Below are 15,969 nucleotides of genomic sequence, written 5' to 3' on the forward strand. Positions count from 1 at the left end.
CCGGATGAGAGCGAGCGTGCTCACCGCCGGCGCGGTGTGCGGCTGAGCAGGGCCGGAGCCGTCACCGATTGTCCTCCGGCGCGGCTGGTGCGCGTCGGCGTCAACGGGTCTGTCAACGCTGACGGCCTGCTCGATTTCGGACGTATCGACGGGCGATTTGTCCGAATTGGATTCCCAATTCGGGACATATGGGTCATATTGGTAACGATTCGGCCACATGTACTCGAGCAAAACTGCTGCCGAAAACCAAAGCCTACTCTCCAGAGAACCAACCGCCGCTGACCTGCCTTTGTGGGAACGGCGTCACGTGTTCGAAATGAGGGGGGCCTTGATGCCCAAGACGATCTCCCCGCATCGCAGACTCACCGGGAGCGCCGCGCTGCTCCTGTTGCTTCTCATCAGTGCCGGATGCGCTGGTCCGTCAGGAACTGCGAGCTCGGCGAGCTCGGGCGGGACCGCCACCAACTCCTGCTCCCAGGTCAGCGCTCCCTTCAGTACCGACGACGCGACCGACAGCATCGACTACTCCGACCTCGCCAAAAGCCTGGGACCCGTGCCGGCGCCGCCTGCCGACGCCAACTTCGGCTCGATCATGAAGTTCCTGGGCAACCAGTATTGGGTCGCCCTCGCCAAGGGCCAGACCGAGCGCGCCCAGAAGTACTCGATCCGCCTCGATGTCCAGGCCGCGGCGAGTGAGTCGGACCAGGTCGGCCAGCTCAACGCGGCGGAGACCATGCTGAACAAGGGCTACACCGCCATCCTGGCCTCGCCGCAATCCGACACCAACCTGTGCCCCGCGGTTGAGAAGGCCGAGAGCGGCAGGCGTCTGGTGATCAACGTCAACGACGCGGTGTTCCCCAATGCGCAGCGCTGGGTCGGCCCCAACCAGATCCAGAACGGCGTCTCCGCCGCGAAGTATCTGATCGAGAAGCTTCCGCCGAAGTCCAAGGTGGCCGTCATCGAGGGCCAGGCAGGGGTGTACGCGGCCAAGCAGCGCACCAAGGGGTTCACCGACACAGCGAAGCAGGGCGGCCTCGATGTGGTCTCCAGCGTCCCGGCCGACTGGGACGTCCAGAAAGCCCGGGACGCCGCCGCGTCGATCATCCAGCAGACGCCCGACATCGCCGCCTTCTATTGCAACAACGACACCATGGCTCTGGGCGTCGTGGAGGCGGTCAAGGCCGCCGGCAAGCAGGGAAAGATCATGATCATCGGCACCGACGGGGTCGAGGACGCCTACAAGGCGATCCGGGCCGGTGAGCTCACGGCCACCGTCGACTCCTACCCCCAGCTCACCGGCCAGGTGTCCGTGGACGTCGCGATTCGCGTCCTGGCCGGGCAGAAGGTCCCCCGCGCGGTGTACACCCCGCAGGCGCTGATCACCAAGGAGAACGTCGACACGCCGCCGCCGACGCTGAGCTGACGGTACGTCATCAATCACATCAACGGCGAGTCGCGAAAGGGAACGAAGATAGGTGTCCAGTATCGCCAGAGGTGAGAACGCGCGGTCGCAGTCGCCGCCGGCGCGCGCCCACGAGCCCGCCGGCATCCGGCCGGGTGGACCGCGCCGGATATCCAGCTACCGCATCGGCGGTGTTCTCGGCGCTCTCATCGCTGTTTTCGTCATCTTCACCGTCATGGAGCCGTCCTTCATCGGATTGGCCAACCTCGGTGAAATCGTCGTGCAATCGTCGATCATCGCGGTGGTCGCGCTCGGCGTCACCCTAGTGATCATCACTGGCGGCATCGACCTGTCGGTCGGCTCGACGGTCGGTGTGGTGAGCGTGGTGTGCGCCGTCAACCTGGCCGTCTGGGGCACACCGCTGACCATCGTGGTGGGCCTCGTCCTCGGCGCGCTGCTCGGGCTGTTCAACGGGTTCTTCACCGCTTACCTGAATCTGCAGAGCTTCATCGTGACGCTCGCGACGTTGAACCTCTTTCGAGGCCTCGCGTTCCTGTATACCGATGGACGCCCCGTATTCGGCCTGGACGATGGCTTCCGGACCATATTCGCGGGCTCCTTCCTCGGTGTGCAGAGTCCCATCATCCTGCTCCTGGTGGTGACGGGCCTGTGCTGGTTGATCTTGACCAACACCCGCCTCGGTACGTACCTGCGCGCGGTGGGCACCAACGCGGACGCCGCGCGCAAGAGCGGCGTCCGGGTCAGGCCCACCCGTCTCTACGCCTTCACCCTCTGCGGGGTGCTCTGCGCGCTCGCCGCGTTGATGCTGATAGCCCGCGTCGGCGCGGCGGAACCGATCACCGGCACCGGGTTCGAGCTCACGGCCATCGCGGCCGTCGTGGTCGGCGGCACCAGCCTGACCGGCGGAAGGGGATCGATATTCGGCACGATTCTCGGGGCGATCCTGCTCGGCTCGATCAGGACCGGCCTGACTCTGCTGAATGTCAACGCGTACGTGCAGTACGTAGTCACAGGAGCGATCATCCTGATCGCGGTCCTGGTGGATCGCTTCTTCAGCAGAAAGCAGGCGGCGCGATGACGCTGAGCTCGACTTCGCCACTGTACGCCACCCGGCTGAACTCCTTCGCCCTCGGCGAGGGCACGGCGCACCCGGCGAAAAAGCTTCCGACCACCGAACTGATCCAACGGGCCGGCCGGGTCAAGGGACTCGACGCCCTCGAACTGAACTTTCCCGAGCATTTCCTCGATGTCTCGGCGAGCGAGGTCAAGGCGGCCACGGACGCCGCGGGCCTGCAAGTGACCGGTCTGCAGTTGCGCTGGCCGGCCTCCGACTTCGCCCGCGGCGCCTTCACCAACGCCGACCCCGGCCGGCGGGCCCAGGCGGTGCAGGTCACCAAGGAGGCCGTCGACGTCGCCCGTGATCTGGGCGCCGGACATGTCATTCTCTGGCCGGCGCACGACGGCTACGAATATCCGATGCAGCTCGACTACGCCAGGGCCTGGGACTGGCTGTGCGAATGCTATTCGGAGGTCGCAGCCTATGGACACGACCTCGACATGAGCATCGAGTACAAGCCCGCGGAGCCGCGCGCGAGGACGTTGTTGTCGACCACGGGCAGCGTTCTGACGCTCATAGCCGAGGTCCAGCGACCGAACCTCGGCGTCACCCTGGATTTCGCGCACCTGCTGATGGCACAGGAGAACCCGGCCCAGTCGATCGCCCTGTGCCTGCGGCAGGGTCTGCTCAAGGGCCTGCAGCTGAACGACGGCTATGCGAAGGCGGACGATGGCCTGATGGTGGCATCGGTACACCTCGTGGAGACGCTGGAAGCATTCTTCTACCTCGTACGCGACGGCTATGCCGGCACGTTCTACTTCGACACCGATCCCATTCGGGAAGATCCGCTCGGCGAGTGCGAGATGAACATCGCGCGCGCCAAGCAGTTGCTCGGCGTCGCCAGGAAACTCGTGGCGGACGCGACGACGTTGCCCGATGCCGACGCGCTGGCCGGCGGCGCGGCATGGTGGAAGGCGTTGGTGGCCAACGGTGACCATTGATTTGGGGGAGATTCCAGAGGGAGTGCGCGTCGCGGTCATCGGCAGCCTCAACGCCGACCTCATCGCCTACGAGTCGGCCCAGCCCGCCGGCAGCGACTACAACATCGGCGAGGCCTTCGAACTGGGCATCGGCGGCAAGGGGCTCAACGTGGCGATGAGCGTGGCGGCCACCGGGATCTCGCCGTACCTGGTCGGCAGGTTGGGCAACGACATCTTCGGCGGTCTCATCCGGCGGGCGCTCAACAAGAGCCGCGTCAATCACGACTTCGTCGAGACCGATGGCAGCGGCGCGACGGGCGTGGGCCATGTCCGGGTCAACGCCGAGAAGGACTACGACACGTGCGTCGTCCCCGGCGTCAACGGAAGCGTCGATCACACCGACATCGACCGCGTCCTCGCCAGCGGCCTGACGTTCACCCACCTGGTCCTCGACTTCGAGATCCCGCTGGAGGCGGCGCTCTACGCGGTGCGCGCCTTCCGGGCGATGAACGCCAAGGTCATCGTCAATTTCTCGCCGCCGACCCATGGCTCGCGGGCGCTGCTGCCGTACACGGACGTGCTGGTGGTCAACGAGAAGGAAGCCTTCGCCCTGTGGCTGGACGTCGTCGGCGCCGACCAGCCCTTGCCGATCAGCCTGTGGACGGTCATCGACCGACTGCGCAGGACTGACGAGGGCTACCGGGACGTCGTGGTGACCCTGGGGCCGCGAGGCGTGTGGGGCATGTCCGCCCACGGTGAGCTGCGTCAACTCACCGCACACCCGATCGACACCGTGAACGCCGTCGGGGCCGGCGACTCGTTCCTCGCCATGCTGGTGTCCAGCCTGGCGCGGGGGACATCGCTCCTGGACAGCCTTTACCCCGCCGCCGCGGGAGGGGCCCTGGCGTGCAGCAGGCGTGAATCATGGCTCAACATCAACGACGGTCCGCGCATTTTCGAGCTGATGCAGAACAGATCGATTCTCATGCCGGCGAGATCCAGAAAGGTCTAGGGATGACCACGCCTCAGCAGATCCTGACCGTGCGTGATGTACGCAAGAGCTTCGGCGGCGTGGCGGCGCTCAAGGGCGTCACCGTCTCGTTCACCCAGGGCGAGATCACCGCGCTGATCGGCGACAACGGCGCGGGAAAGAGCACCCTGGTCAAGTGCCTGGCCGGTCTTCATGTTCCCGACTCAGGACAGATCACCTTCGACGGGCACGAGGTCGCCATCAGCGATCCCCGCAGGGCCCGCGCCCTGGGCATTGAGACCGTCTATCAGGATCTGGCCCTGCTCGATGAGCTCACCGTGACAGAGAACCTCTTTCTCAGCCGCGAACCGCAACGCGGACTGCCGGGCTTGAAACTGCTCGACCGGCGGGCGATGAAGCGGCAGGCACGGGAGATGCTCGCACAGATCGGCGCCGCCGACCGGATCAGCGTCGACGGCCTGATCCGATGGATGTCCGGAGGCCAGCGCCAGGCGGTCGCCATCTGCCGGGCGGTCGCCTGGGGCGCGAAAGTGATCATTCTCGATGAGCCGACGGCGGCCCTCGGCGTCAACGAGAGCGCCGAGGTCCATCAGCTCATCCGCCGGCTCAAGGCCCAGGGCATCACGGTGATCTTCGTAAGCCACAATTTCGAGGAGATCATGGCGCTGGCCGACCACATCTGGGTGATGAGACAGGGCATGGCGATCGCCGGCCGGCGTGCTGCCGAGACCAGCGGGACAGAGCTGGTCGGCCTGCTGACCGGCGCCACGTCGGAGGCGGTCGAGGGCACATCGGCGACGCCCTGATCGTGCCGAGCCGGCCCACGCACTCCCTGGTCAGGCCAGGTAGCCGCCGTCGATGGTGAGGACGGTGCCCGTGACGAAGGAGGCGGCGGGGCTGGCGAGGAAGGCCACGCCCGCGGCGATCTCCTCGGGACGTCCGAAGCGGCCCAAGGCCTTCAGGGCTCGTTGCGCGTCCGCGAACTCGCCCTCCGGGGGGTTCATGTCGGTCGCGACCGCGCCCGGCTGGATGACGTTGACCGTGATGCCGCGGGGGCCCAGGTCTCGTGCCGCGCCTTTGCTGTAGCCGACGATCGCGGCCTTGGTCGCCGCATAGTCGGCCATCCCCGGAAACCCGGTGCGGTCGGCCAAGGTGGAGCCGATCGTGATGATGCGGCCGTCCTCGCCGATCACCTTGGCCGCGGCGCGAATGGCGGACACCACGCCGGCGAGGTTGACGTCATACAAGTCGTCCTGGGCCGTCGGCTCGTCCCGCTGGTCGCCGAGGACGGCCCGCTGCGACACCCCCGCGCTGTTGACCAGTACGTCGAGCCGCCCGAAGTCTGTGACGACAGCGTTGACCATGTCCTCGACCTGGCGGGGGTCGCTTTGATCGGCCTGGTAGGCGGCGCCGCGGCGGCCCATGGCCTCGATCCGGGCGGCGACCCCTCGCGCCTTCTCGGTGGAGGTGGCGTAGCCGATCGCCACGTCGGCGCCCGCCTCGGCGAGCGCGCAGGCCGCCGCCGCTCCGATGCCCCGCGATCCGCCCGTCACGAGCGCGACCTTCCCCTTCAACGTCATGCGAGCCTCCATTTTGTGTACCGATCGGTATCAAATTTAGAGGATACTATATCGATCGGTACGAAAACCGGGCAGGGGGCAAGCCCATGGGACGCTCACGCACCTTCGACGTCGACGAACGGCTCGACCGCGCGCTGGAGGTCTTCTGGCGCCAGGGCTACGAAGGCACCGCGCTGTCGGACCTGACCACGGCGATGGGGATCAACCGCCCCAGCCTGTACGCCGCGTACGGCAACAAAGAGGCCTTGTTCCGCCAGGCGCTCGACCGGTATCTCAACGGTCCGGCAGCCCACGTCCGCACGGCCATCGACCGGCCCACGGCGCGAGCGGTCACCGAGGCCCTGCTGCGCGGCGCCATCGACGTCGCCACGACGCCGGACGGGCCGGACGGCTGTCTCATGGTGCAAAGCGCTCTGGTGACCGGCGCCCACGGCCGGCCGATCCGCGCGGAGCTGGCGGCGCTACGGCGCGCGGCCGAGACGGGGTTGAGCGAACGCTTCGAGCGAGCTCGCGCCGAGGGTGATCTGCCGGCGTCCGCGGCCCCCGGGGCCCTGGCCCGATACGTCTGGGCGATCTCCTACGGCATCTCCGTCCAGGCGGCCGGCGGCGCATCCCGTGAGGACCTGCATGCCATGGTGGACCTCACCCTGCAGGCATGGCCCCCGTCGCCGCGCACGGAGAACGCGGCAGCAGTACCGCACTGATCGAACGGGATCGCTGGAGCCGGCGCGTCACGTCACCCACAGGCTCGCCGCCAGGCCGAAGCCGGCCAGGGCGATGGCGAAGCGCAGCGGCCGCTCCGGCAACCGCCGGACGATCTGCGGCCCCAGCCAGCTGCCCACCAGGCAGCCGCACGACAGCGCGGCCGCGGCCAGCCAGTGCACCGGCGCCAGGAACGCGTACGCGACCGCGGCGGTGATGTTGGCCGCGCCGGTGGCCATGTTCTTGATCGCGTTGGTCACCGGCAACGGCTCGGTGGCGGCGGCGCACAGCACGGCCAGCATGATCACGCCGGCGGCCGCGCCGAAGTAGCCCCCGTACACGCCGACCAGCGCCACCGCCACGGCGACCGGCAGGAACGAGGCCGCCGACGCCGTCCTGGCGGCCCGGGCGTCGGCCAGCCGCCGCAGCGGGTCCCTGGCCAGCAGCAGCGCCGAGCCGAGTGCGATGAGCCACGGCGCCGCGAACTCGAACGCGGTGGCCGGGGTGGCCATCAGCAGCCAGGCCCCGGCCGAGCCGCCCGCGGCGGCCACGACGACCAATTTGGCGACGCGCCGCCCGTGGCCGCGTAGTTCCAGCCGCGAGCCGGCGGCGGTGCCGACGGTGGTGGAGAACATCGCCACCGTGTTGGTGACGTTGGCGACGACGGGAGGCAGGCCGAAGGCGAGCAACGCCGGATAGCTGAACAGTGAGGCGAGCCCGCCGATGGAACCGGCCAGACCGGAGCCCAGCCCCGCCGCCATCAGCAGGGCCGCTGACATGAGATCCAACCGTCAGACCCACCCGGGCGCGGCCAGATCGATCGGCGCCATCCTTTCGATGGCCATCCTGACGTGCTCCATCGCGTCGACGATCTCCTTCTCCCGCGCCGCGGTCAGGTTGGCGATGGGCACCGAGCAACTGATCGCGTCCGTCGCGGGGGAGCTGTAGCGCAGCGCGAAGCCGAAGCATTTGACGCCGGCGTAGTTCTCCTCGTTGTCGATGGCGTGTCCGCGCTCGCGGGTCAGCTCGAGATCCCGCCGCAGGGTCTGCTCGTCCACCAGCGTGTTCGGGGTCAGCGGCGCGATCGGCTGCGGGATCGGCACCTCGTGCGGGGTGCCGAGCCTTTCGGCCAGCAGCGACTTGCCCATGGCGGTGCTGAACGCGGGCAGCCGGCGGCCCACCCGGCTGAACGGGCGCACGTAGCGGCTCGACTCCTTCGTGGCGAGGTAGACGATGTCGGTGCGGTCCAGCCTGCCGAAGTGGATGGTCTCGTCGAGTTTGGCGCTGAGGTCGTTGATGTGGGGCTGGGCGATGCGCACGTAGGGGTCGGTGTCAAGGTAGGTGGTGCCGGCCAGCAGGGCGCGGATGCCGATGCTGTAGAGGGTGCCTGTTTCGTCGGTGCGGACCCAGCCGCGCTCGGCGAGGGTGCGGATCAGCGCGTACACGCTGCTGCGGGGGGCGCCCAGCGCCTCGCTCAGCTCGCGCAGGCGCGCGGGCCGGTTCTGGCGGGAGGCCAGGAGTTCGAGGAGCTCGATGGTCCGGGCGGCGGACTTGACGGCCCGTACCCCCGCTTCGGGCTGGGTCACATGAACCTCACAAAGTCTCAGGGTCTGGGTCAGGGTGTTGACACATTATCAAAATAAGGCGAAACTGCTCGCCACGTGACAGCAATCTACATATGGAGACAGGTTGCCTGCTACATATACGACCGAGGAGATATCCGAACGGCTGCGCCGAGGGATGGACACGGGTGTGCTGTCGTTCCCGCTGACGGCTTTCGACGCTGACGGCGGGGTGGATCTGGACGCCTCCCGCGCGCATGTGCGCGCGCAGCTCGCGGCCGGCCCCGGCGCGTTGTTCCCGTGCTGCGGGACCGGTGAGTTCTTCTCGCTCGCGGAGGACGAGTACGCGAGCCTGATCGGCGCGGCGGTCGAGGAGGCCGGAGGCGCGACTCCCGTGGTCGCGGGCGTGGGCTACGGCTGGGCCCAGGCCGCCAGGTTCGCCGCCGCCGCCGAGCGGGCCGGGGCCGACGCGCTGCTCCTGTTGCCGCCGTACCTGGCCGAGACGCCGCAGCAGGGCCTCGTCGAGCACGTGCGCCGCGTTGCCGCGAGCACCGCGCTGCCGATCATCGTCTACCAGCGCGCCCAGGTCAGGATCGACATCGCCAGCGTGCCTGCCCTCGCCGCGATCCCGAACGTGATCGGCGTCAAGGACGGCCACTGCGACCTGGACCGGCTGCAGCGCATCAAGCTCGCCGCGCCCGCCGAATGGCTGTTCTTCAACGGCGCGGCCACCGCCGAGATGCAGGCGCGCGCCTATCGCAGCATCGGCATCCCGGCCTACTCCTCGGCCGTGCACGCCTTCGCCCCGGAGATCGCCCGCTCCTTCTTCACCGCGCTGCACGCCGACGATCATGTTCGCGTCGACCGGCTGCTCAAGGAGTTCTACGTGCCGCTGGTGGAGCTGCGCGACCAGGGGACCGGGTACGCGGTCTCCCTCGTCAAGGCCGCGGCCCGGCTGCGCGGCGCGAACGTCGGGCCGGTACGCGCCCCGCTGACCGATCCCTCGCCCGAGCATCTCCAGGTCCTCGACGGACTGCTGACCACCGGACTCGCCCTCGCTGCCGCCAGCTAGAAGGAATCACCGTATGTCACGAATTATTCGGGCGTCCGTCACGCCCATCCTGATCAGCGACCCGCCGCTGCTCAACGTGCTCGGCGTGCACCAGCCGTACACACCGCGCACCATCGTCGAGATCGAGACCGACGACGGCGCGACCGGCATCGGCGAGACCTACGGCGACACCGACTACCTCGACATCGCCCGCAAGCTCGCCGACGCCGTGACCGGTCGCGAGCTCACTGCCGTCAACGGCCTGTACGCCCTGGCGTCCGCGTCGCTGAGCGGCTCCGCCGACGAGGTCAAGGAGTTCGACCCGGCGGGCCTGCGCGGGGCGCGCAACAACGAAAAGCTCATCCGCAGCGTCGTGTCCGCCTTCGAGGTCGCCTGCCTCGATGCGCTCGGCAAGATCACCGGCCTGCCGGTGCACGCGCTGCTCGGTGGCAAGGTACGCGACCGCGTCGACTACAGCGGCTACCTGTTCTACCGATGGGCCGAGCACCCGACCGGCGAGGCGCCCGACGACTGGGGCGCCGCCCTCGACCCCGACGGCGTGGTCCGGCAGGCCCGCCGCTTCGCCGACGACTACGGCTTCACCTCCTTCAAGCTCAAAGGCGGCGTGTTCGAGCCCGAGCAGGAGATCGCCGCCGTCAAGGCGCTGGCCAAGGCGTTCCCCGGCTACCCGCTGCGGCTCGACCCGAACGGCGGCTGGTCGGTCGAGGCCAGCGTGCGCGTGGCCGAGGAGGTCGGCCACCTGCTGGAGTACATGGAGGACCCGACCGCCGGCATCGACGGCATGGCCGAGGTGCGCAAGCGCACCGGCGCGCTGCTGGCCACGAACATGTGCGTCACCACGTTCGCCGAGGTGCCCGAGGCGTTCGCCAAGGACGCCGTCCAGGTCGTGCTGTCGGACCACCACTACTGGGGCGGCCTGCACGCCACCCGCGAGCTGGCCGCGCTGTGCCGGACGTACGGCGTGGGCCTGTCCATGCACTCCAACACCCACCTGGGCATCAGCCTGGCGGCGATGACCCACGTCGCCAGCGTGATCCCCGACCTGAGCTACGCCTGCGACAGCCATCGTCCCTGGCAGAGCGAGGACGTCATCACCGAGCCGCACCGCTTCACCGGCGGCGCCATCGAGGTGAGCGACGCGCCGGGGCTCGGCGTCGAGCTCGACCGGGACGCGCTGGGCGCGCTGCACGAGCGCTGGCTCGGCCGCCCCGACATGCGCGACCGGGACGACGTCGCCGCCATGCGCCAGGTCCACCCCGACTGGGTCCAGCCTTCCCTCCCTCGCTGGTGAAACGGAGAAATTCATGAGAATCGGCGTACTTCTGGCCGCTGTCGCGCTGGCGGCTTCGGCCTGCTCGGTGCAGGGCGGCAGCTCGGACAAGAGCGCGGCCGCGTCCGGCTACCCGAACAAGCCGGTCGAGTTCACCGTGCCGACGGACCCCGGCGGCAGCACCGACCTGCTCACCCGCGCCCTGGCCAAGAGCATCGAGCAGCCGCTCGGCGTCAAGGCCGTGGTGGTGAACAAGCCGGGCGCCAACGGCAAGATCGCCGGCAAGGACGTGTTCGGCAGCAAGCCGGACGGCTACCGCATCGCGGTGATGCCGCAGTCGCTGTTCGCCATCGGGCCGCTCATGCTGAACGACCCCGACGCGATCAAGCTCACCGACATGACCTTCATCAAGGGCCTGGCGGTGGAGGACTACGTGCTGGTCGTGCCCGCCGACTCCGAGCACAAGACGCTCAAGGACCTGCTCGGCGCCTCCGACGTCAAGTACGGCACCACCGGCCCCGGCACCGGCAGCCAGCTCTCGCAGACGCTGCTGTTCGGCCTGGCCAAGACGAAGGCCGCCCCGGTGCCCTTCGACGGCGGCGCGCCCACCCTGACCGCGGTGCTCGGCGGCAAGGTCGACGCCGGCTCCGTGCAGATCGCCGAGGCGTACAAGCAGGTCCAGGCGGGCAAGCTGCGGGCGCTGGCGGTCTTCGCCGACAAGCGCATCGAGGCGATGCCGGACGTGCCGACCGCCAAGGAGTCCGGCTACGACGTCGTGGTGGACCAGCGCCGCTTCGTCGCCGGCCCCGCCGGGCTGCCCGCCGAGGTGCGCGACAAGCTGGCCGCGGCCATCGACAAGGCCGTCGCCGCGCCCGAGTACAACGAGGTCCTCAAGACCAACTACATCGGCCGCTGGGACGCGAGCGGCGACCAGGTCGGCACCCAGCTGAACGAGAGCCTCAAGCGGTTCGAGACCCTCGCCAAGGACCTCGGCATCGACCTCAAGGCGCAGCAGTGACCTCTCCCGCGGAAGCCGAGGCGGAGGTCCCCGCCTCGTACGCGCGCCGGCTGAACGTGGTGGCCGCCCTGGTCCCGCTGGCCGTCGGCGTGGTGGCCGGGATCATGTCGTGGCAGCTCGGGGTCGGCACGCTGCCGGCCCCCGGGCCCGGCATGTGGCCGCTGGTGATCAGCGTCGCCATGGTGATCACGGCCGCGGTGCTGGTGCTCCAGTCGCGGCCCCGCGGCGATGAGGAGCGGTTCACCAAGGACATGGTGACGGTGGCCATCGCGGCCGCCTCGCTGCTCGGGTACGCGTTCCTGTTCGAGCTCGTCGGCTTCGAGGTGCCGACCGTCGCGCTGCTCGTGCTGTGGCTCAAGGGGCTGGGCCGGGAGAGCTGGCGGCTGACGGCCGTGGTCTCGATCGTTGCGACGGCGGCGCTGTACCTGCTGTTCATCACCGGGCTCGGAGTGTCGCTGCCCCACATCATCCAACTGTGAGACTGGACATGGACTTCCTCTCCCCGGTGATCGCCGGGTTCGGCGTGGTCTTCCAGCCGGAGAACCTGTTCTACTGCCTGCTCGGCGTCACGCTCGGCATGCTGGTGGGGGTGCTGCCCGGGCTCGGGCCGGCGGCCACCATCGCGGTGCTGCTGCCGATCACGTACAACATCGAGCCGACCGCGGCCATCATCATGCTCGCCGGCATCTTCTACGGCGCGCAGTACGGCGGCACCATCACCTCGGTGCTGCTGCGCCTGCCCGGCGAGGCCTCCAGCGTGGTCACCGCCATCGACGGGCACGAGCTGGCCAGGCAGGGCCGGGCCGGCTCCGCGCTGGGCATCGCCGCCATCGGCTCCTTCATCGGCGGCACCGTCGCCATCATCGGCCTGACGTTCGTCGCCCCGCTGGTAGCCGGCTTCGCGCTCGACTTCGGGCCGTCGGAGTACACCGCGCTGGCGCTGCTCGGCATCCTGCTGATCACCACGCTCGGCACCGGATCGCCCGTCAAGAGCGTCCTCATGGCCACCGTCGGGCTGCTGCTGGCCACCATCGGCCAGGACCCGATCGACGGCGCCTCGCGCCTGACGTTCGGCGTCGACGCGCTGCTGGACGGGATCGACTTCGTCATCGTGGCGATGGGCCTGTTCGGCGTCGGCGAGATCCTCTACAACCTGGAGTCCCTGCGCCGGCCCGCCGCCCCGGCGGCCGAGGTGGGCTCGGTCTACCCCTCGCGCGCGGAGCTCGGCCAGTCCAAGGGCGCCATCAGCCGCGGCTCGGTGCTCGGCTTCCTGCTCGGCATCCTGCCGGGCGGCGGCGCGACCATGTCGTCCATGGTCGCCTACGCCGTGGAGAAGCGGGTCGCCAAGCAGCCCGAGCGGTTCGGCAAGGGTGCCATCGAGGGCGTGGCCGGGCCGGAGACGGCCAACAACGCCGCCGCCACCTCATCGTTCATCCCCCTGCTCACGCTGGGCATCCCGGCCAACGCCACCATGGCGATCATGTTCGGCGCACTGCTCATCCAGGGCATCACGCCCGGGCCGATGCTGGTCGCGGAGAAGCCCGACCTGTTCTGGGGCGTGATCAACTCCATGTACGTCGGCAACCTCCTGCTGCTGGCCATGAGCATGCCGCTGATCGGAGTGTTCGTCCGCATCCTGCGGGTGCGCGCGGCGATCCTGGCCCCGCTGACCATCCTCATCACCATGATCGGTGTCTACACGGTCAGGATGAGCGTCTTCGACATGTTCCTCATGGTCGGCCTCGGCGTGCTCGGCTACCTGATGAAGAAGGCCGGCTTCGAGCCGGGACCGCTCGTGCTCGCCTTCGTGCTCGGCAGCCTGCTGGAGTCGTCCTTCCGCCGGTCGATGCGCATCTTCGGCGGCGACCTGACCGGGTTCCTCACCCAGCCCATCACCGCCACGCTGCTCGCGGTGATCGCGCTGATCGTCCTCGCGCCCGTGGCGCTGCGCCTGTCCCGACGGAAGGTGAAAGCATGACCATCATCGCCGGCTACGTCCCCACGCCGCTCGGGCAGGTCGTCCTCGACCAGGCTCTGGCCGAGGCCGACCTCAGGAAGGCGCGGCTGATCGTGGTCAACGTCTCCCACCCCGGCTCGTACGTCGACCCCGGCACCGCGTCCACGGCCGACCTCCAACACCGGGTGGGCGACGGCCACGAGGTACGCCAGCTGCAGGACAACGACCCGGCCGCCGCCCTCCTCGACGTGGCCCAGCAGGAGTCGGCGAGCCTCGTCGTGATCGGCGTGCCCCGCCGCTCCCCGGTCGGCAAGCTCCTCATGGGCAGCACGGCCCAGCGCATTCTCCTGGAGTCGCCCTGCCCCGTGCTGGCGGTCAAGGAGCCCTGAACTGAGGCGGTCCCCTCAGCGGGCGAGCCGGCGGTCAAGGAGCCCTGACCTGAAGCGGGATCCCTCAGCGGGCGAGCCAGCCGCCGTCCACGGGCAGCACGACGCCGGAGACGTAGTCGGAGGCGCGGCTCGCCAGGAACACCGCGGCGCCGCCGAGGTCGCTCGCCGCTCCCCAGCGGCCGGCCGGGATGCGCTCCAGAAGGGACCGGCTGCGTTCGGGGTCGTCCCGGAGCGCCTGCGTGTTGTCCGTGGCGATGTAGCCGGGGGCGATGCCGTTGACGTTCACGCCCTTCGGCATCCACTCGTTGGCCAGCGCCTTCGTCAGCCCTGCGAGCGCCGACTTGGAGGCGGTGTAGCCGGGCACGTTGATGCCGCCCTGGAAGCTCAGCAACGACGCGACGAAGATGATCTTTCCGCGGCCCCGCTCGATCATCGACCGGCCGACGGCCTGGCTGAGCACGAACTGGCTGTTGAGGTTGGTCTCGATGACCCGGTCCCACAGCTCCATCCGATGCTGGGCCGCGGGCTCACGCTCGATGGTGCCCGCGTTGTTCACCAGGATGTCGACGCCGAGCCCTTCGAGGTGAGCGGCGAGCGCGGTGACGGCCGCCCGGTCGGAGAAGTCGGCCTGGAGCGGCGTGAAGGTCCGCCCCGCCGCTTCCACGCGCCGCGCCGCCTCGCTGCCCGACGGCTCCATGGCCGCGCTGACGCCGATGATGTCGGCGCCCGCCCGGGCCAGCGACTCGGCGATGGCCAGGCCGATGCCGCGGCGCGCGCCCGTCACGACGGCGGTGGTCCCGGTCAGGTCGAAAAGCTCCCGGCTCATGCCGTACCCCCAGACACGTCCACGAGGATCTTCATGGCCCGCCCCGACTCCAGGGCCGCGAACGCCTCCGCCGTCCCGGTGATCGGCACGACCTCGGTGATCAGCTCGCCCGCCGGGATCACCCCCATGCCGAGCAGTTCGACGGCGCGCTCGAAGTCGGTGCGCTGGTAGACGCGCGCGCCCAGCAGCCGCAGCTCGCGCCAGAAGACGCGCTGCAGGTCGACCGGCCGCGGCTGCGGATGGATGGCCACCACGACGACGGTGCCCCGCACCTTCACCAGGTCCGTCACGCCGAGGATCGCCGCCGCCGCGCCGGACACCTCGAACGCCACGTCCGCGCCGGCTCCCTGGGTCCATTCGGCGACCCACCCGGCCTGGTCGGTGACCGAGGGGTCGAGCACGCGGAACCCCAGGTCGGCGGCGGCCTGTCTGCGCAGGGGGTCGATCTCGACGACCGCCACCTCCGCGCCCTCGTGCCTGGCGACCGTGGCGATGAGCACGCCGATGGGGCCGCCGCCGACGACCACCACGTGATCGCCCGGTACGACCTCGGCGCGCCGTACGTCGTGGACGGCGACGGCCACGGGTTCGACCAGTGCCGCGTGGTCCAGGCGGAGGGTCTTGGGCAGGGGGACCAGGAGATCGGCGTCGACGTTCCACAGGCCCTGAAGCGCGCCGGGGGAGTCGATGCCGACGAAATTGAGGTTCTGGCAGATGTGCTGGTTGCCCGCACGGCACGCGGGACACGAGCCGTCCCAGTCCAGCGGCATGACCGTGACGTGGTCGCCGGCGGCCCAGCCGCGCACGCCGTCGCCCACGGCGGCGATGACGCCGCTCATCTCGTGGCCGATGACGGCGGGCGGTTTCACCCTGGCGTCCATGTGTCCGTGGAGGATGTGCAGGTCCGTGCCGCAGATGCCGGTGTAGGCGACCTCGATCTGCACCTGGCCGGCTTTCGGGGGTGACGGATCCGCCTCACGGATGCCGATGTCTCGATTCCCCAGGTAGTTGGCGGTTAGCACCGTTCGGGCTCCCATCGGTCTGGTTTCGGGCAGCAGCATACACACAAGTCTCCGCAAACATCAGACGAAAACCGGCTACAGTGGGGGCAAATGCCGGAAATAGCGGGCTTTGCGTGTGCA

17 protein-coding genes are annotated in these 15,969 nt (G+C 69.2%); 12 read left to right on the forward strand and 5 right to left on the reverse strand.

The genetic code is table 11. From position 1 onward, the window contains the following. The first annotated feature begins 331 nt into the window (after positions 1–331). The 5 genes from ACTMTI_RS30955 (at position 332) to ACTMTI_RS30975 (ending at position 5,257) form a co-directional block, all read left to right on the forward strand. Positions 332–1,423: a sugar ABC transporter substrate-binding protein gene (locus ACTMTI_RS30955; RefSeq protein WP_441124152.1), complete on the forward strand. Its 1,092-nt coding sequence runs from the start codon at positions 332–334 to the stop codon at positions 1,421–1,423. Between the two features lie 214 nt (positions 1,424–1,637). Continuing rightward, positions 1,638–2,501: an ABC transporter permease gene (locus tag ACTMTI_RS30960; RefSeq protein WP_441124153.1), complete on the forward strand. Its 864-nt coding sequence runs from the start codon at positions 1,638–1,640 to the stop codon at positions 2,499–2,501. Continuing rightward, positions 2,498–3,481, forward strand: a complete 984-nt coding sequence (locus tag ACTMTI_RS30965; RefSeq protein ID WP_441124154.1) for a sugar phosphate isomerase/epimerase family protein — start codon at positions 2,498–2,500, stop codon at positions 3,479–3,481. Before ACTMTI_RS30960 ends, ACTMTI_RS30965 begins: the two co-directional genes overlap by 4 nt. Further along, positions 3,471–4,472, forward strand: a complete 1,002-nt coding sequence (locus ACTMTI_RS30970; RefSeq protein WP_441124155.1) for a PfkB family carbohydrate kinase — start codon at positions 3,471–3,473, stop codon at positions 4,470–4,472. Before ACTMTI_RS30965 ends, ACTMTI_RS30970 begins: the two co-directional genes overlap by 11 nt. A 2-nt stretch (positions 4,473–4,474) precedes the next feature. After that, positions 4,475–5,257 carry an ATP-binding cassette domain-containing protein gene (locus ACTMTI_RS30975; protein ID WP_441124156.1) on the forward strand — a complete coding sequence of 261 codons (783 nt, stop codon included), beginning with the start codon at positions 4,475–4,477 and terminating at the stop codon, positions 5,255–5,257. 30 nt (positions 5,258–5,287) lie between these two features. Here the strand turns inward: ACTMTI_RS30975 and ACTMTI_RS30980 are convergent, their stop codons facing one another. Further along, positions 5,288–6,031, reverse strand: a complete 744-nt coding sequence (locus ACTMTI_RS30980) for an SDR family oxidoreductase (protein WP_441124157.1) — start codon at positions 6,029–6,031, stop codon at positions 5,288–5,290. A gap of 86 nt (positions 6,032–6,117) precedes the next feature. Between ACTMTI_RS30980 and ACTMTI_RS30985 the strand changes: the two genes are divergently transcribed. Further along, on the forward strand, positions 6,118–6,735 hold the full coding sequence (locus ACTMTI_RS30985) for a TetR/AcrR family transcriptional regulator (RefSeq protein WP_441124158.1): 618 nt from the start codon (positions 6,118–6,120) through the stop codon (positions 6,733–6,735). Between the two features lie 27 nt (positions 6,736–6,762). Here the strand turns inward: ACTMTI_RS30985 and ACTMTI_RS30990 are convergent, their stop codons facing one another. Beyond that, positions 6,763–7,512 carry a sulfite exporter TauE/SafE family protein gene (locus ACTMTI_RS30990; protein WP_441124159.1) on the reverse strand — a complete coding sequence of 250 codons (750 nt, stop codon included), beginning with the start codon at positions 7,510–7,512 and terminating at the stop codon, positions 6,763–6,765. A 12-nt stretch (positions 7,513–7,524) separates the two neighbouring features. Beyond that, the gene (locus ACTMTI_RS30995; RefSeq protein WP_441124160.1) at positions 7,525–8,319 is read right to left on the reverse strand and encodes an IclR family transcriptional regulator; all 795 of its coding nucleotides are present in this window, start codon (positions 8,317–8,319) and stop codon (positions 7,525–7,527) included. 103 nt (positions 8,320–8,422) lie between these two features. On the opposite strand from ACTMTI_RS30995, the gene ACTMTI_RS31000 reads away from it, so the two are divergent. The 6 genes from ACTMTI_RS31000 to ACTMTI_RS31025 are packed head-to-tail and all read left to right on the forward strand — an operon-like array spanning position 8,423 to position 14,001. After that, complete coding sequence (locus ACTMTI_RS31000) at positions 8,423–9,367, forward strand: 5-dehydro-4-deoxyglucarate dehydratase (RefSeq protein ID WP_441124161.1); 945 nt, start codon at positions 8,423–8,425, stop codon at positions 9,365–9,367. Positions 9,368–9,380: 13 nt separating this feature from the next. After that, on the forward strand, positions 9,381–10,658 hold the full coding sequence (locus ACTMTI_RS31005) for a glucarate dehydratase family protein (RefSeq protein ID WP_441124162.1): 1,278 nt from the start codon (positions 9,381–9,383) through the stop codon (positions 10,656–10,658). Positions 10,659–10,671: 13 nt separating this feature from the next. Next, positions 10,672–11,655, forward strand: a complete 984-nt coding sequence (locus ACTMTI_RS31010; protein WP_441124163.1) for a Bug family tripartite tricarboxylate transporter substrate binding protein — start codon at positions 10,672–10,674, stop codon at positions 11,653–11,655. Continuing rightward, entirely contained in the window at positions 11,652–12,134 is a 483-nt protein-coding gene (locus tag ACTMTI_RS31015) for a tripartite tricarboxylate transporter TctB family protein (protein ID WP_441124164.1), read from the forward strand. Before ACTMTI_RS31010 ends, ACTMTI_RS31015 begins: the two co-directional genes overlap by 4 nt. Next, positions 12,131–13,633, forward strand: a complete 1,503-nt coding sequence (locus ACTMTI_RS31020; RefSeq protein WP_441124165.1) for a tripartite tricarboxylate transporter permease — start codon at positions 12,131–12,133, stop codon at positions 13,631–13,633. Before ACTMTI_RS31015 ends, ACTMTI_RS31020 begins: the two co-directional genes overlap by 4 nt. Then, positions 13,630–14,001, forward strand: a complete 372-nt coding sequence (locus ACTMTI_RS31025) for a universal stress protein (protein WP_441124166.1) — start codon at positions 13,630–13,632, stop codon at positions 13,999–14,001. The genes ACTMTI_RS31020 and ACTMTI_RS31025 overlap by 4 nt, the downstream gene beginning before the upstream one ends. A gap of 64 nt (positions 14,002–14,065) precedes the next feature. Here the strand turns inward: ACTMTI_RS31025 and ACTMTI_RS31030 are convergent, their stop codons facing one another. Then, a complete protein-coding gene (locus tag ACTMTI_RS31030) occupies positions 14,066–14,827 on the reverse strand; it encodes an SDR family NAD(P)-dependent oxidoreductase (RefSeq protein ID WP_441124167.1) in 762 nt (253 codons plus the stop codon). After that, positions 14,824–15,849 carry a zinc-dependent alcohol dehydrogenase gene (locus tag ACTMTI_RS31035; protein ID WP_441124168.1) on the reverse strand — a complete coding sequence of 342 codons (1,026 nt, stop codon included), beginning with the start codon at positions 15,847–15,849 and terminating at the stop codon, positions 14,824–14,826. The genes ACTMTI_RS31030 and ACTMTI_RS31035 overlap by 4 nt, the downstream gene beginning before the upstream one ends. Positions 15,850–15,969: the final 120 nt, after the last annotated feature.

It is taken from the genome of Nonomuraea sp. H19 (assembly GCF_052068215.1).
In the GTDB taxonomy this organism is placed as follows: Bacteria; Actinomycetota; Actinomycetes; order Streptosporangiales; family Streptosporangiaceae; genus Nonomuraea.

What these genes read in the sequence shown, in the direction of transcription:
- ACTMTI_RS30955 (WP_441124152.1), top strand. Translation starts at nt 332, where the DNA reads ATGCCCAAGACGATCTCCCCGCATCGCAGACTCACCGGGAGCGCCGCG.
- ACTMTI_RS30960 (WP_441124153.1), top strand. Translation starts at nt 1,638, where the DNA reads ATGGAGCCGTCCTTCATCGGATTGGCCAACCTCGGTGAAATCGTCGTG.
- ACTMTI_RS30965 (WP_441124154.1), top strand. Translation starts at nt 2,498, where the DNA reads ATGACGCTGAGCTCGACTTCGCCACTGTACGCCACCCGGCTGAACTCC.
- ACTMTI_RS30975 (WP_441124156.1), top strand. Translation starts at nt 4,475, where the DNA reads ATGACCACGCCTCAGCAGATCCTGACCGTGCGTGATGTACGCAAGAGC.
- ACTMTI_RS30980 (WP_441124157.1), bottom strand. Translation starts at nt 6,031, where the DNA reads ATGACGTTGAAGGGGAAGGTCGCGCTCGTGACGGGCGGATCGCGGGGC.
- ACTMTI_RS30985 (WP_441124158.1), top strand. Translation starts at nt 6,118, where the DNA reads ATGGGACGCTCACGCACCTTCGACGTCGACGAACGGCTCGACCGCGCG.
- ACTMTI_RS30990 (WP_441124159.1), bottom strand. Translation starts at nt 7,512, where the DNA reads ATGTCAGCGGCCCTGCTGATGGCGGCGGGGCTGGGCTCCGGTCTGGCC.
- ACTMTI_RS31005 (WP_441124162.1), top strand. Translation starts at nt 9,381, where the DNA reads ATGTCACGAATTATTCGGGCGTCCGTCACGCCCATCCTGATCAGCGAC.
- ACTMTI_RS31010 (WP_441124163.1), top strand. Translation starts at nt 10,672, where the DNA reads ATGAGAATCGGCGTACTTCTGGCCGCTGTCGCGCTGGCGGCTTCGGCC.
- ACTMTI_RS31025 (WP_441124166.1), top strand. Translation starts at nt 13,630, where the DNA reads ATGACCATCATCGCCGGCTACGTCCCCACGCCGCTCGGGCAGGTCGTC.
- ACTMTI_RS31030 (WP_441124167.1), bottom strand. Translation starts at nt 14,827, where the DNA reads ATGAGCCGGGAGCTTTTCGACCTGACCGGGACCACCGCCGTCGTGACG.